This is a genomic window from Providencia sp. PROV208, assembly GCF_028479465.1.
In the GTDB taxonomy this organism is placed as follows: Bacteria; Pseudomonadota; Gammaproteobacteria; order Enterobacterales; family Enterobacteriaceae; genus Providencia; species Providencia alcalifaciens.
In genome coordinates this window covers 187,093-200,144 of sequence record NZ_JAMPNS010000006.1, presented here as the reverse complement: position 1 = coordinate 200,144, position 13,052 = coordinate 187,093, and the positions used below count along the sequence as shown (strand labels likewise).

Below are 13,052 nucleotides of genomic sequence, written 5' to 3'. Positions count from 1 at the left end.
TATGGAAGCCATCGTGAATACCATCGTTGGTTACATCTGGGGTAATGCTCTCGTATTCTTATCTCTGGGTGTCGGTCTCTACTTCACATTAGCAACACGCGGTGTTCAGTTCCGTTACATCGTAAAAATGGTCTGTTTATTAAAGGAAAATAAAGCGTCAAAAGATGGGATTTCCTCTTTTCAAGCCTTCTGTTTAGCCTTATCTGGGCGTGTCGGGGTTGGTAACATTGCTGGGGTGGCAACCGCGATTGCCGCGGGAGGACCTGGAGCGATTTTCTGGATGGTCGTGATGGGTTTATTAGGCGGTGCCAGTGCCTTTATTGAATCCACCCTTGCGCAAATTTATAAGCAGCGCTCAGATGATCAGTATCGTGGCGGTTCACCGTACTATATTGAAAAAGGATTGAAATTAAAGCCTTTTGCGATTTTTGTCGCGGCTGTTATTTGTTTATCTTACGGTGTATTAGTCCCTGGGATCCAAGCCAACACAATTGCGGACTCCTTCCAAACCGCCTTCAATATTCCGCCAATGGCAACAGGTGCATTAGTCACTGTGTTGATGGCATGGCTGATTTTCGGTGGCGTTAAACGTATTGCGAGTGCAGCAGATAAAATCGTCCCGATTATGGCATTAGCTTACATTGTCATGATGGTCATTATTCTAAGCAGCCATTGGGATAGCGTACCGGGCATGTTTAGCTTGATTTTCCGCAGTGCGATGGGAATGGATGCAGTATTCGGTGGTATTGTGGGCACCGCAGTATCATGGGGTGTACGCCGTGCGGTGTTTTCAAACGTGGCAGGGGCGGGTGAAGCAACATTCAGCTCCGCAGCCGCAGAAGTTAGCCATCCGGTAAAGCAAGGGTTGATCCAAGCATTTTCTATCTATATTGATACGGTCGTGGTATGTACGGCATCAGGGCTGATGATTTTAGTCACCAATATGTACAACGTATTCCCTGACGGTGCGGCGATTGCGCTTGTGGAACATGTTCCTGGGGTAGCAGCAGGAACGGCATGGACTCAGATGGCAGTATCCACGGTATTTACCTCGGCAGGGGCTGGATTTGTCTCTATTGCAGTCTTCTTGTTCGCTTTCACAACCTTAATGGCGTACTACTATATTGCAGAAACCACCATTGTTTATCTTGATCGTAAGCTTAAATATCCCGTGCTTAAGCTGATTTTGAAATTCGTTTTCTTAGTGATTGTCTTTATGGGAAGCGTGCAATCGGTCAGTATCATGTGGGGACTTGGTGATATCGGTTTCGGCAGTATGAGTTACTTGAACTTGATTGCGATTGTCTTCTTATCGAAACCGGCATTAAGAGCATTACGTGACTTTGAAAGACAAACCAAATTAGGCGTCGATCCTGTGTTTGATCCAAAAGCTGCGGGAGTTGAAAATGCAGAATTATGGGAAGAAATCAGTCGTGAGTATCATGCCCAAGGTGTTGGAATTGATAAGATTGATGGAACTGGGAAGATAAACAAGAAATTAGTCGAGGAAGAATAATCTAGATTAGAAATGGCGGTGAGGGAGGGATTCGAACCCTCGATACGTTGCCGTATACACACTTTCCAGGCGTGCTCCTTCAGCCTCTCGGACACCTCACCGTTTTTCTAAATTGTGGTTGTAGAAATTGTTATAAATAACTTGTCCTGCAACGGGGCGCTACTATAGGGAAAAGAGCGCCTTCCGTCAACTCCCAATTAAATAAAAACCGAATTTTTTCTATCGTTTAGCTAAATAAAAACCAATTTGATTACTCTCTAATCTTAAAAGATTATTCCTGGTTAGAAATTGATAATAAATTGTTTATTTAAACTTCAAGCGATTAATCTAGATTCCGTTAACTCCTTAACAAAATCCTCATCTTATGGAAGTAAAATGCGGGTCTTGACTTGAAAATAAACCTCAATACGCACACTCTGGTAGAAACCTATAAGGAGTTGCCATGAATATTCTATTTTACCATCCATTTTTTGATGCCAATCAGTGGATTGATGGCATGCGTGCTCGATTGCCTCAAGCCAATATTCGTCAATGGAAGCCGGGAGATACCCAACAGGCAGATTATGCCATGGTATGGCTTCCACCTTATGAATGTCTGGCGGGTCGTCAAGACCTAAAAGGTATTTTTGCGTTAGGGGCGGGTGTGGATGCGATTTTGAAACAAGAACACGATAACCCAGGCACATTACCCGCAGGGGTTCCGCTGATGCGCTTAGAAGATACTGGCATGGCAATTCAAATGGAGGAATATGCAGCGGCAAAAGTGTTGTATTACTTCCGTCGTATGGACGAATACCGCCAATTACAATCCCAGCGTCTGTGGAAACAATTACCTGCGTATACCCATGACCAATTTGTGGTAGGTGTCATGGGGGCGGGGGCATTAGGTCAAGCTGTCGCAAAACGCTTAGAGAGCTTTGGTCTTAAAGTCAGAACGTGGAGCCGCTCTGAAAAGCAGATTCCGAATGTGAAGAGTTACTATGGTCAAGAGCAGTTAGCGGATTTTTTATCGGGAACCCGAGTGATTGTCAATTTACTGCCGAGTACACCGGAAACGGTGGGTATTTTGAATCATCAATTATTTAGCCAACTTGAGCCAAACGCCTATATTATCAACCTTGCCCGTGGCGCCCACTTAATTGAGCAAGATTTGTTGGTTGCGCTAGAAAAAGGTCAAGTTGCGGGCGCATCTCTCGATGTTTTTGCCACTGAGCCGCTTCCCCATATGCATCCATTTTGGACGCATCCGCGCATTGCAATTACACCACATGTTGCCGCATTTACATTACCTAATGAAGCCATGGATATGATTGCGAGTAATATTCAACGCATAGAAGCTGGTGAACGTCCTTTAGGTGTTGTCAATTTAGCCCAAGGCTACTGATTTCCCGTTCTAGTTTTTGCCGTCATGTTGCTAGCTGCGTCAGCACACCCTAGACACATACTTGTGTATGCTCCTAGGGATGTGCTTTCTGCCGCCTAGTGACAACAAAAACTTGTTAGGGAAATGTTCGCTATATTTATGCGATTACGCGATTTCCCGCACCTAAGGTTGAGGGAACTGTAGCGTGAATTATTTTGAGGATACTTCAGTTAGCTGATTTTTTATTTGAGAAATCATCATTAGCGACTATCAGCGGCATATATAGAATTGAGCAAAGCGTGGGTTTTCTGTTTTTTCAGGTATACTGCACTGCATGATGATCACGAAAAAGTGATTGCAGGAAATTTGCTAACAGGAAGAAACTCATGAATGAATTTTCAATCGTCTGCCGTATTTTAGGCACTTTATTTCAACGTTCTCCAGACGATGCTCTCGTGAAGCCGCTTATCGATATGATTGCTCAAGATAAGCTAAAAGCTTCATGGCCATTAGAGCAAGATGAGTTGTGGGGAAGAATGGCTAAAGCCATGGATCACAAAGCGATTACTGCGGATTATCAAGCCATGTTTGGTCATGAGCCAACCGTGCCACCTTTTGCCCATCGTTATGATGAAGAGATCACGGAAGCAGAAATCCGTGAATTTCTTGTCACGCGTGGCATGACGTTAACCGATGCGCCTGCTGACGCATTTGGTGCGTTATTACTCGCGGCATCATGGTTAGAAGACCAAGCTGCGGAAGATGAAACTGCGGCGCAAGAAGAGCTATTTGATAGCTATATTCTGAGCTGGTATGGCGCTTTTCTGGGTAAAGTTGAGGCTCATGCGACAACTCCGTTTTATCGTACACTCGCGCAAATTACTCGCGATGCGGTGATTGCTCTGCGTGATGAGCTCGATTCTGAATCAGAAAGTGACAGTGAATAAGTGACGGTGTCACGAATTGCGTGGAAAGAAAGTGGATATCGTTTCTTTCTTTCCACATAAGACCTAAAGGATAGACACAATGACTCCGACAAAACTTCACGGTTTAATGTTTCTCTTTATGTCACCGATGGCGCTGGCGCAAGTGGATAATGAATTGCTTAACTATGATAAACGCATGGTTAATTACAGTACTGAATTTCAATTTGACCCGCTTTATGGAAAAGTCAAAGAATTGACTCAAACCATGAACGATGACAAAGGGCTCAGAAAAAGGGTGTCAGTGTCATTTAACCCCCATGGCTGTCTCAACGAGTTAACCTATTATAATAAAGACAGCGAAACGGAATTTACGATCGTCAGAAAATCTAAACAGCTTTACTTTTTGATTGATAAGCAAAAACTCAAAGGTTACCGCATCGATAAAATGTGTAATTTACAAACCGGAGAATTGTTGAATTGGAAATACCATTACCGTAATGGTTTGGTGAATAAGATCACTCAAGGAGATAAGGACATTGCTACGTTTGTCTATGGTAGCGAGCTTTTACCAATCGAAACTCACTATTTCAATGAAAATGAAGTTACTAATACAAAAAATGAGTATTTCTTCACGGATGGTTTAGTGACAAAAATTCTTTTTCATGCCACGAAAAATCAGCAGCCCTATTACGAAATTGTCCAAAAGTGCACTCATTATGATGATCATAAAAACCCAACTTCGTGCACCAGTGTGATGACATACAGTGATGGGCGAGTGGATAAATTCACGTATGACTATAAAACGACTTACTACGAGTAAGAATACAGAGTTAAATAATTAGTGATGTTGTGGAAATTTGTCCATAAAAAAAGCAACCTAGACCTAAGGTTGCTTTTTTCATTTTACGATTATTTATTTATCAATCGAAAATATTTATGGTCAATCAATCCACCATGGGGATCACCAATTTACCCGGTTTAACTTCTAGTCCTTTAGCTAATTTTTTAGCTGTCGCTTCTGCGGCACTATTATCAGGGTTCAGGACATACACAGGTTGAGTCGAGAAGAAGGTTTCAAGGGAGCTATTTAAATAAGGGATCACGGCGGAAATGGCAGTGTCCATATTTTCTGGGGTAATTTTATATTGAGTAATTTTTAGCTCTTTCAAATAGATAGAACCAGTCTGTGCATCAAAGACAGGGCGGGCAGTTAGTGTTAATGCAATATCAGCCGCTGCTGCGCCAATCAATGAGTTCATTTTTACAGTGGCTTCGCCTTTTAATGCAATAATACCCGGTTCGCTACGACCAATTTCTGATTGCAAGTTATGTAAGGTGATATCCGCATCTGCAAACCCAGTAATACCAATGTTATTCTCGTATTTAACCTTGGTCGCAAGGTAACTGTTAATTTGTGATTCACTGATAGTAAATTCGGTTAATTTGTCACAACCCGTGAGAATAAATAGCAATCCAAAGATAGATGCCAAGAAAATGTTTTTCATAATCACTCCTTTATACAGTAATAACCCAAGTGTAACGTATTACTGCCCGCTCAACATGACTGTTTCAATTTTTTTACGGTTAAATTGGCGATGAAGCGCCCATAAGGTAATAAAACCAATAGTGCCGAGTAAGAACCAAGGAAGCTGGGGGATATTCCATTGATGCCCAATATCATACATCCAACCGCCACCGGTATAGCCAACAGCTCCGCCTAGCGCAAGACCGAGTCGGCTAAAGCCCATATAGCTGCCACGGGCGCGAGGGTCGGCAAGGGAGGCGCTCAGGGTTTCACGAGCAGGATCGGCGGTGATAGTGCCTAAATAGAAAATGCCAATCAACACAAACAGAATATTGACCGATGTGGTCATACCGATAGGGAACATGCTTAGGCTCATTAAAAATAGCCCGGCCATCAAACGTTGTTCTAAACGGAAATGTTTTTCGCTCCAACGGGCAATCGGATAAAGCAACGTCAGTGAAATTGCCGCTTCAATGGCGTACATCCATTTCACCGCGGTTGGTGTTCCTGCCAATTCGTTAACGGCGATAGGGAACATCAGCATCACTTGTACCGACAACATAAAGTAACCAGAAAGTGTGATCACATAGGTCACAAAGCGGGTGTCTTTCAAGACGCGATGCATTCCATCACGAATAGGGGCTTTGATAGTAGAAATGCGATAAGCCGGGAGTAGCCAAGCATTAAGTAGAGCCGCAATCACAAACACTGCCGCGCCAGCCCAGCAAACATAGTGGAAGTCATATTGTAAAAGCCAGCTACCAATGAGGGCACCAATCACTGCTCCGGCGCTGTCCTGCATAAATAATAATGAGTAAAAACGCCCACGCTCATAAGGACGGGTCAATTTAATCACTAATGCAGTACGAGGAGGGTCAAACAAGGTGCCGCCAAGGGCAGACAACACACAAGAAAGCCATAACACCCAAGGGTCATAAGCCAAAGCCATCAAGACAAAACCCGCAGCGCGTAACAGCATCCCGATAATAATTAACGGTTTAGCACCGAATCGGTCGGCAATCGCACCCCCAAAAATGCCAAAACCTTGCTGCACAAATTGACGTAACCCAAGGGCAAAACCAACCACCACGGCAGCCCAGCCAAGCTGTTCAACAAATCGAATTGAAATTAAAGGAAAAACCACGAAAAAGCCAAGAACAACCAACATATTGTCCAGTAAAAGGAAATATTTACCAAGGCTTCTTGCCCGCGACACCTGTGCCATAAAACACCATAAAAATTAGTAACGGAAGGAATGATTCTTATTAATAATATCAGGAGTTTGGGGGGAATGATGGGATGTGTACCATGATATTTTTTTATCGATAAATCCGTCATATTTCTCATTATAGGGGTGTTGGCTGCGCTCGCTCGCCCTCGTCACATACTTATGTATGCTCCAAGGGACTCACTGACTTGTCGCCTACCTCTAATGCGAAATCTTTAGGATTTATGGTGTGAATATTTCCTATGATAGGGGTGTTGGCAGCGCTCGCTCGTCCTCGTCACATACTTATGTATGCTCCAAGGGGCTAACTGACTTGCCGCCTACCTCTAATGTGAACTCTTTAGGATTTATGGTGCGGATATTGCCCATGATGCATTCACCTTATTGCATATTCCTAATGCTTGAATAGAACTTAATAAACTAATCGCTCAAAAAATGACTTAATTATGGAGATAATTGAATTAGTTAAGTGATAAATTTAAGTTATAATTCAAGCATCGAGAGTAAGACTGGTAACACTACTAATTAAGGGCTAACGATGTTTGGTTATCGTTCAAATGAACCCAAAGTGCGTCTAATGACTGACAGAATGATTATCCGTTTGGCCTATGAACGCGATAATTACCGACTAGCGGACTATTACAGTTTAAATAAAGAATTTTTGACGCCATGGGAACCAACCCGTGACAATTCCCATTTTAACCCCTCTGGTTGGAATAATCGGTTACATGCGATGAGTGAAATGCATCGTCAAGGTAGCGCCTTCCATTTTGTATTACTGGATAAAGACGAAAACGAAGTCATTGGTGTGGCAAATTTCAGTAATATTTTACGAGGATCATTCCATGCCTGTTATCTGGGGTATTCACTGGGGGAAAAATGGCAGGGGCAGGGATTAATGTATGAAGCGTTAACCCAAACCATCCGATATATGCAAAAAAATCAAGGGATACACCGTATCATGGCGAACTACATGCCGCATAATATGCGCAGTGGTAATTTATTGGCGCGCTTGGGCTTTGAACGTGAAGGCTATGCAAGGCAGTACCTTGAAATCAATGGGGAATGGCGTGACCACGTACTCACTGCATTAACGGACGATACGTGGAAATCGACTAAAGCCTAAACATTTACTCTACAATCGTAGTCAGTCTAGCCATCCGCTGTTAAACTGCTACGATTGTCTTCTTTTAGTTTAGCTATCATGAATTTATTAAAATCTTTGGCAGCAGTCAGCTCGATGACGATGATGTCTCGAGTCTTGGGTTTCATCCGTGATGCCATTATTGCCCGTGTGTTTGGTGCGGGGGCTGCTTCCGATGCCTTCTTTGTTGCCTTCAAACTCCCGAATTTGTTACGCCGAATTTTTGCAGAAGGGGCGTTTTCTCAAGCGTTTGTCCCGATTCTTGCGGAATATAAAAACCAGCAAGGCGAAGAGGCGACACGAACGTTTGTCGCTTATATTTCGGGGCTGCTTACCTTGGTTCTGGCAGTTGTTACGGTTATCGGGATGATTGCTGCGCCTTGGGTCATTTATGTTACTGCGCCAGGCTTCACGACAGATGCTGACAAATTTGTACTGACGACGGATTTATTACGGGTGACATTCCCGTATATTTTCTTAATTTCGTTGGCTTCGCTCGCGGGTGCGATTTTGAATACTTGGAATCGTTTTTCGGTACCCGCATTTGCCCCCACGTTACTGAACGTCAGTATGATTTTCTTTGCAGCCTTTGCGGCACCGTATTTTGATCCACCAATTATGTCGCTGGCATGGGCGGTATTAGTGGGTGGTGTGCTGCAATTAGGTTACCAATTACCGCATTTAAAGAAAATTGGCATGTTGGTATTACCGCGTTTGTCATTCCATGATAGTGGCGTTTGGCGTGTTATGAAAATGATGGGACCCGCGATTATCGGGGTATCCGTGGCGCAAATCTCATTAATTATTAACACGATTTTTGCTTCATTTCTGCAATCAGGCTCAGTGTCATGGATGTATTATGCAGATCGCTTAATGGAATTGCCGTCAGGGGTGCTGGGCGTAGCGCTTGGAACCATTTTACTCCCATCATTATCAAAAAGTTTTACCAGTGGAAACCACCAAGAATATCGGCATTTAATGGACTGGGGCCTGCGCTTGTGTTTATTACTGGCCCTACCTTGTGCCATCGGATTAGCGATGTTATCGGAAGCGCTGACAGTTTCACTTTTCCAATATGACAAGTTTACTGCCCATGACTCTTTGATGACCCAGTATGCATTGATGGCGTATTGTGTGGGCTTAACTGGCATGATTTTAGTGAAAATTTTAGCACCTGGATTTTATTCTCGTCAGGATATCCGTACACCTGTGAGGATTGCAATTGTTACGCTGATTATGACCCAGTTAATGAACTTAGCTTTTATTGGTCCAATGCAACATGCAGGTTTAGCGCTGTCTATTGGGCTGGCTGCGTGTTTTAACGCTGGAGCGTTATATTGGCAATTACGCAAGCAAGATATCTTCCAACCACTGGCGGGTTGGCGTGGTTTCCTTGTGAAGCTACTTATCGCATTGGCGGTGATGGTTATAGTGTTATTTGGCGTGTTGCACTTTATGCCACCGTGGCAAGACGGCAATATGCTGATGCGCATGTTACGTTTAATCGGTGTCGTGATTATCGGGGCGGGTAGCTATTTTGTGGCACTGTATGTGTTAGGTTTCCGTCCTCGTGATTTTATGAAACGCAGTGTTGCGTAATTTCACTTAACAGGTATTGAGTTGCTATAGATGCCAACAAACTCCCCCCTCAACAGAGGGGGAGTAGACAATTACTGATGGTACGCACTTTCACCATGGGTGGTAATATCCAGCCCATCACACTCTTCTTCAGGGGAAACCCGCAAACCGACAAGTTTATCCGCTAATTTAAAGGCGATGAATGCCACTACGCCTGACCACACAATCGTCACGGCAACACTCTCAAGCTGAACAAAAACTTGATGAGATAACGTGACGCCGTCACGGTAACCTAAGCCACCAAGCATGGTTGATGTAAATACTCCAGTCAATATACACCCTACAATCCCGCAGGTACCGTGGATACCAAATACATCACAGACATCATCGGCTTTTAGCCAACGTTTTAGGACCACAACACCCCAAAGCCCGATCACGCCGCCAACAACACCGATAATTAATGCGCCGATCGGTCCAACCGTCCCCGCGGCTGGTGTGATTGCGACTAATCCGGAGATACAACCTGAACAGCTGCCGAGCATGGAGGGTTTTCCACGAAGTACCCATTCTGCAAAGGTCCATGAAAGGATTGCGCCAGCTGTCGCAATGATGGTATTGATAAATGCGAGTGCGGCAATGTTGTTGGCGCTGCCAGCAGAACCTGCGTTAAAGCCAAACCAACCAATGTACAGGACTGCCGTACCCATAAACACCATTGGTAAGTTATGGGGTTTTAACACTACTTGGCTGTAGTCGCTACGTTTTCCGAGTAAATATGCACCAACGAGTGCGGCAACTGCGGCATTAATATGCACAACAGTTCCACCAGCAAAGTCCAAAGCGCCGTCATCTGCTAACCAGCCACCTTCAGCCCATACCATGTGCGCGATAGGAACATAAGAAAAAGTAAACCAAATGACGGTAAAAATGAGTAACGCTGAAAAACGAACTCGCTCACCTAACGCTCCGACAATTAAGGCTAACGTGATCACGGCAAATGAGCCTTGGAACGCAACATGGATATATCGGTTGATGGAGCCCGATAAGTCATCGATAGACATCGCGTTTAAGAAAGTTAATGAACCGTCCCCAAACACTTTGTTTCCAGCAGTGAATGCGAGGCTATAGCCGAACACAAACCACAAAATAATCACTACGCTAAAAATCAGCATGACTTGAGTGATCAGCGATAATACGTTTTTACTGCGTAATAATCCCCCATAAAACAATGCGATACCGGGTATGGTCATAAAGAAGACTAATGCAGTACAGATCAACATAAAGGCGTTATCTGCTTTATCAACGGTATTCACTTCCGACGCATAGGCGGGAAGGGCTAAAGCGCTTAAGGCGAATAGTGCGGTGGATAACCAAAATCGTCTCATTGTACGTCTCCCTTATAGTGCGTCATCGCCCGATTCGCGTGTGCGAATACGGACTGCTTGTAGAAGTTCAAAAACAAATAGCTTTCCATCTCCGACTTTACCGGTATCTGCGGTACGCATAATGGCATCGAGGGCGGGTTCCAATAGGTCATCGCTAATAGCAATTTCCATTTTGGTTTTAGGTAGAAAACTCACTTCATATTCGGCACCCCGGTAAAGCTCCGAATGACCTTTCTGCCTGCCATATCCTTTGACTTCACAGATGGTCATTCCTTGAATGCCTAGCTCAGTAAGTGCTTCTCGAACATCTTCTAATTTGAACGGTTTAATAATTGCGATGATGTACTTCATAAATCCCCCTGTCTTTTTGAAAAGGCAAAAGAGATAAAGCAAGCATCATGCCAAATGTTAATTTTTTGTTTTTTTAGTAAGGAAGGCGCTAAATAGAGAGAATAATGAGATATTGCTCACCAAATAAGTGCAAACTTAAGGTAAGTTACAAAAAAAATGTTCAAAAAGAGTGCAACTTAGGCGACAAAAAGTAAAAAGCCCACCGAAGTGGGCTTTAAGCAAATCAACGGGCTTACATTCTTTCGACGGTTTCAATACCGAGTGTATCGAGACCCACTTTTAAGGTTTTTTGTGTCAATAATGCCAATTTTAAACGGCTTTGGCGTTGAGCATCGGTGTCTGCGGACAGAATAGGGCAATGTTCGTAGAAACTGGAGAACAGTCCTGCTAAGTCATATAAATAAGCACACATGACATGTGGAGTCCCTTCACGAGCAACCGTTAAGATAGTCTCTTCAAACTGCATCAAGCGTGTTGCCAGCGCCATTTCGTGTGGCGCTTCTAACACGATAGGTAGAGTTAAATCCGATTCGGTAATATCGGCTTTCTTAAAGATAGAGGCAACACGGGTATACGCATATTGCATATAAGGGGCGGTGTTACCCTCAAATGCCAGCATGTTATCCCAATCGAAGATATAGTCTGTAGTACGGTTTTTAGACAGATCAGCATATTTGACAGCCCCAATCCCGACGACATTCGCCAGATTCAGTAATTCGTCTTCCGCCATATCTGGGTTTTTTTCACGGATCAGCGTTTGTGCGCGTTCAACCGCTTCATCTAATAGGTCGGAAAGGCGAACAGTACCGCCAGAACGTGTTTTGAATGGCTTACCATCTTTACCTAACATCATTCCAAACATATGGTGTTCAAGCGCCATTGATTCAGGAATATAGCCCGCTTTGCGGACGATAGTCCAAGCTTGCATTAAATGTTGATGCTGGCGGGAGTCGATGTAATACAAAGAGCGATCGGCATGCAACGTTTCATAACGGTATTTGGCACAGGCGATATCGGTAGTCGTATACAGGAAGCCACCGTCCTTTTTCTGAACGATAACGCCCATCGGTTCGCCTTCCTTGTTTTTGAATTCATCAAGGAAAACAACAGTAGCGCCTTCGCTTTCTACGGCTAAACCTTTGGCTTTAAGATCAGCAACGATACCCGGTAGCATGCTGTTATACAGGCTTTCACCCATCACATCGTCTTCCGTCAAGGTGACGTTTAAACGGCGATAAGTTTCTTGGTTCTGTTGCATGGTGATATCAACCAGTTTACGCCACATTTTACGGCAGTATTCATCACCAGATTGTAATTTTACGACGTAACCGCGAGCACGAACGGCAAAGTCTTCGTCTTCATCGTAATGTTTTTTCGCTTCACGGTAGAACTCTTCGAGGTCTGCCAGAGCCATATCGCTGGCATCTTCATTTTGTACTTTTTCTAAGTAAGCAATCAGCATACCGAATTGCGTACCCCAGTCACCGACGTGGTTAGCACGAATCACTTTATGACCGATAAATTCTTGAGTGCGCGCGGCAGCATCACCAATAATCGTTGAGCGTAAGTGACCGACGTGCATTTGTTTTGCAACGTTAGGCGCGGAATAGTCAATAACGATAGTTTCAGCTTTGACGGGAGCAAGACCTAAGCGGTCGCTGGTCAGTGCTTTTTCTGCGTGAGCCGCAATCCACGTTGGGTCGATAAAAATATTGATGAAACCGGGACCGGCGATTTCAACTTTAGATGCAATACCTTCGAGATCTAATTGGCTAACAATTTGCTCGGCCAGTTGTCGGGGAGGCATGCCCATTTTTTTCGCTGCGCCCATCACGCCGTTAGCTTGATAGTCACCAAATTGCGCTTTAGCTGATTGACGAACAAGGGCATCACAGCCTTCTGGAGCTCCCGCTGCTAGCATTGCAGCACTGATTTTATCTGAAAGAATAGCCTGAATATTCACCGGATTACCTTAAATAACGAACATAGTTACCGCATTGTGCCATTTCATGGGCGTAACTAAAAGGTGGAAGAGA

Annotated in this window: 11 protein-coding genes and 1 tRNA gene; 6 read left to right on the top strand and 6 right to left on the bottom strand. The window is 44.0% G+C overall.

The window, feature by feature from the left end; all coding sequences use genetic code 11:
- Position 1 precedes the first annotated feature (1 nt).
- Positions 2-1,516, top strand: coding sequence for an alanine/glycine:cation symporter family protein (locus PR766_RS05810; RefSeq protein ID WP_036979345.1), 1,515 nt, complete (start codon positions 2-4; stop codon positions 1,514-1,516).
- A 13-nt stretch (positions 1,517-1,529) separates the two neighbouring features.
- On the opposite strand, the gene PR766_RS05805 is transcribed toward PR766_RS05810, so the two are convergent.
- A tRNA-Ser gene (locus tag PR766_RS05805) sits at positions 1,530-1,617 on the bottom strand.
- Positions 1,618-1,958: 341 nt separating this feature from the next.
- Between PR766_RS05805 and ghrA the strand changes: the two genes are divergently transcribed.
- From ghrA to PR766_RS05790, 3 genes are all read left to right on the top strand, one after another.
- Positions 1,959-2,900, top strand: a complete 942-nt coding sequence (ghrA, locus tag PR766_RS05800; RefSeq protein WP_006659971.1) for a glyoxylate/hydroxypyruvate reductase GhrA — start codon at positions 1,959-1,961, stop codon at positions 2,898-2,900.
- A gap of 365 nt (positions 2,901-3,265) precedes the next feature.
- Positions 3,266-3,826: a TorD/DmsD family molecular chaperone gene (locus tag PR766_RS05795; protein WP_006659969.1), complete on the top strand. Its 561-nt coding sequence runs from the start codon at positions 3,266-3,268 to the stop codon at positions 3,824-3,826.
- A 79-nt stretch (positions 3,827-3,905) separates the two neighbouring features.
- Positions 3,906-4,625 (top strand): YnfC family lipoprotein, encoded by a 720-nt coding sequence (locus PR766_RS05790; RefSeq protein ID WP_154636634.1) that lies wholly within the window; start codon positions 3,906-3,908, stop codon positions 4,623-4,625.
- 124 nt (positions 4,626-4,749) lie between these two features.
- Here the strand turns inward: PR766_RS05790 and PR766_RS05785 are convergent, their stop codons facing one another.
- Positions 4,750-5,310, bottom strand: coding sequence for a lipoprotein (locus PR766_RS05785; protein ID WP_006661850.1), 561 nt, complete (start codon positions 5,308-5,310; stop codon positions 4,750-4,752).
- A 39-nt stretch (positions 5,311-5,349) separates the two neighbouring features.
- Positions 5,350-6,555, bottom strand: a complete 1,206-nt coding sequence (gene mdtH, locus PR766_RS05780) for a multidrug efflux MFS transporter MdtH (RefSeq protein WP_154626683.1) — start codon at positions 6,553-6,555, stop codon at positions 5,350-5,352.
- A 541-nt stretch (positions 6,556-7,096) separates the two neighbouring features.
- Between mdtH and rimJ the strand changes: the two genes are divergently transcribed.
- Complete coding sequence (gene rimJ, locus PR766_RS05775) at positions 7,097-7,684, top strand: ribosomal protein S5-alanine N-acetyltransferase (protein ID WP_036965661.1); 588 nt, start codon at positions 7,097-7,099, stop codon at positions 7,682-7,684.
- Positions 7,685-7,762: 78 nt separating this feature from the next.
- Complete coding sequence (gene murJ / locus PR766_RS05770) at positions 7,763-9,301, top strand: murein biosynthesis integral membrane protein MurJ (protein WP_006661847.1); 1,539 nt, start codon at positions 7,763-7,765, stop codon at positions 9,299-9,301.
- Positions 9,302-9,372: 71 nt separating this feature from the next.
- Here the strand turns inward: murJ and amtB are convergent, their stop codons facing one another.
- The 3 genes from amtB to argS form a co-directional block, all read right to left on the bottom strand.
- Entirely contained in the window at positions 9,373-10,665 is a 1,293-nt protein-coding gene (amtB, locus tag PR766_RS05765; protein WP_006659962.1) for an ammonium transporter AmtB, read from the bottom strand.
- Positions 10,666-10,677: 12 nt separating this feature from the next.
- Positions 10,678-11,016 (bottom strand): P-II family nitrogen regulator, encoded by a 339-nt coding sequence (locus tag PR766_RS05760; RefSeq protein ID WP_006659961.1) that lies wholly within the window; start codon positions 11,014-11,016, stop codon positions 10,678-10,680.
- Between the two features lie 232 nt (positions 11,017-11,248).
- Entirely contained in the window at positions 11,249-12,979 is a 1,731-nt protein-coding gene (gene argS / locus PR766_RS05755; protein WP_006659960.1) for an arginine--tRNA ligase, read from the bottom strand.
- Positions 12,980-13,052 lie beyond the last annotated feature (73 nt).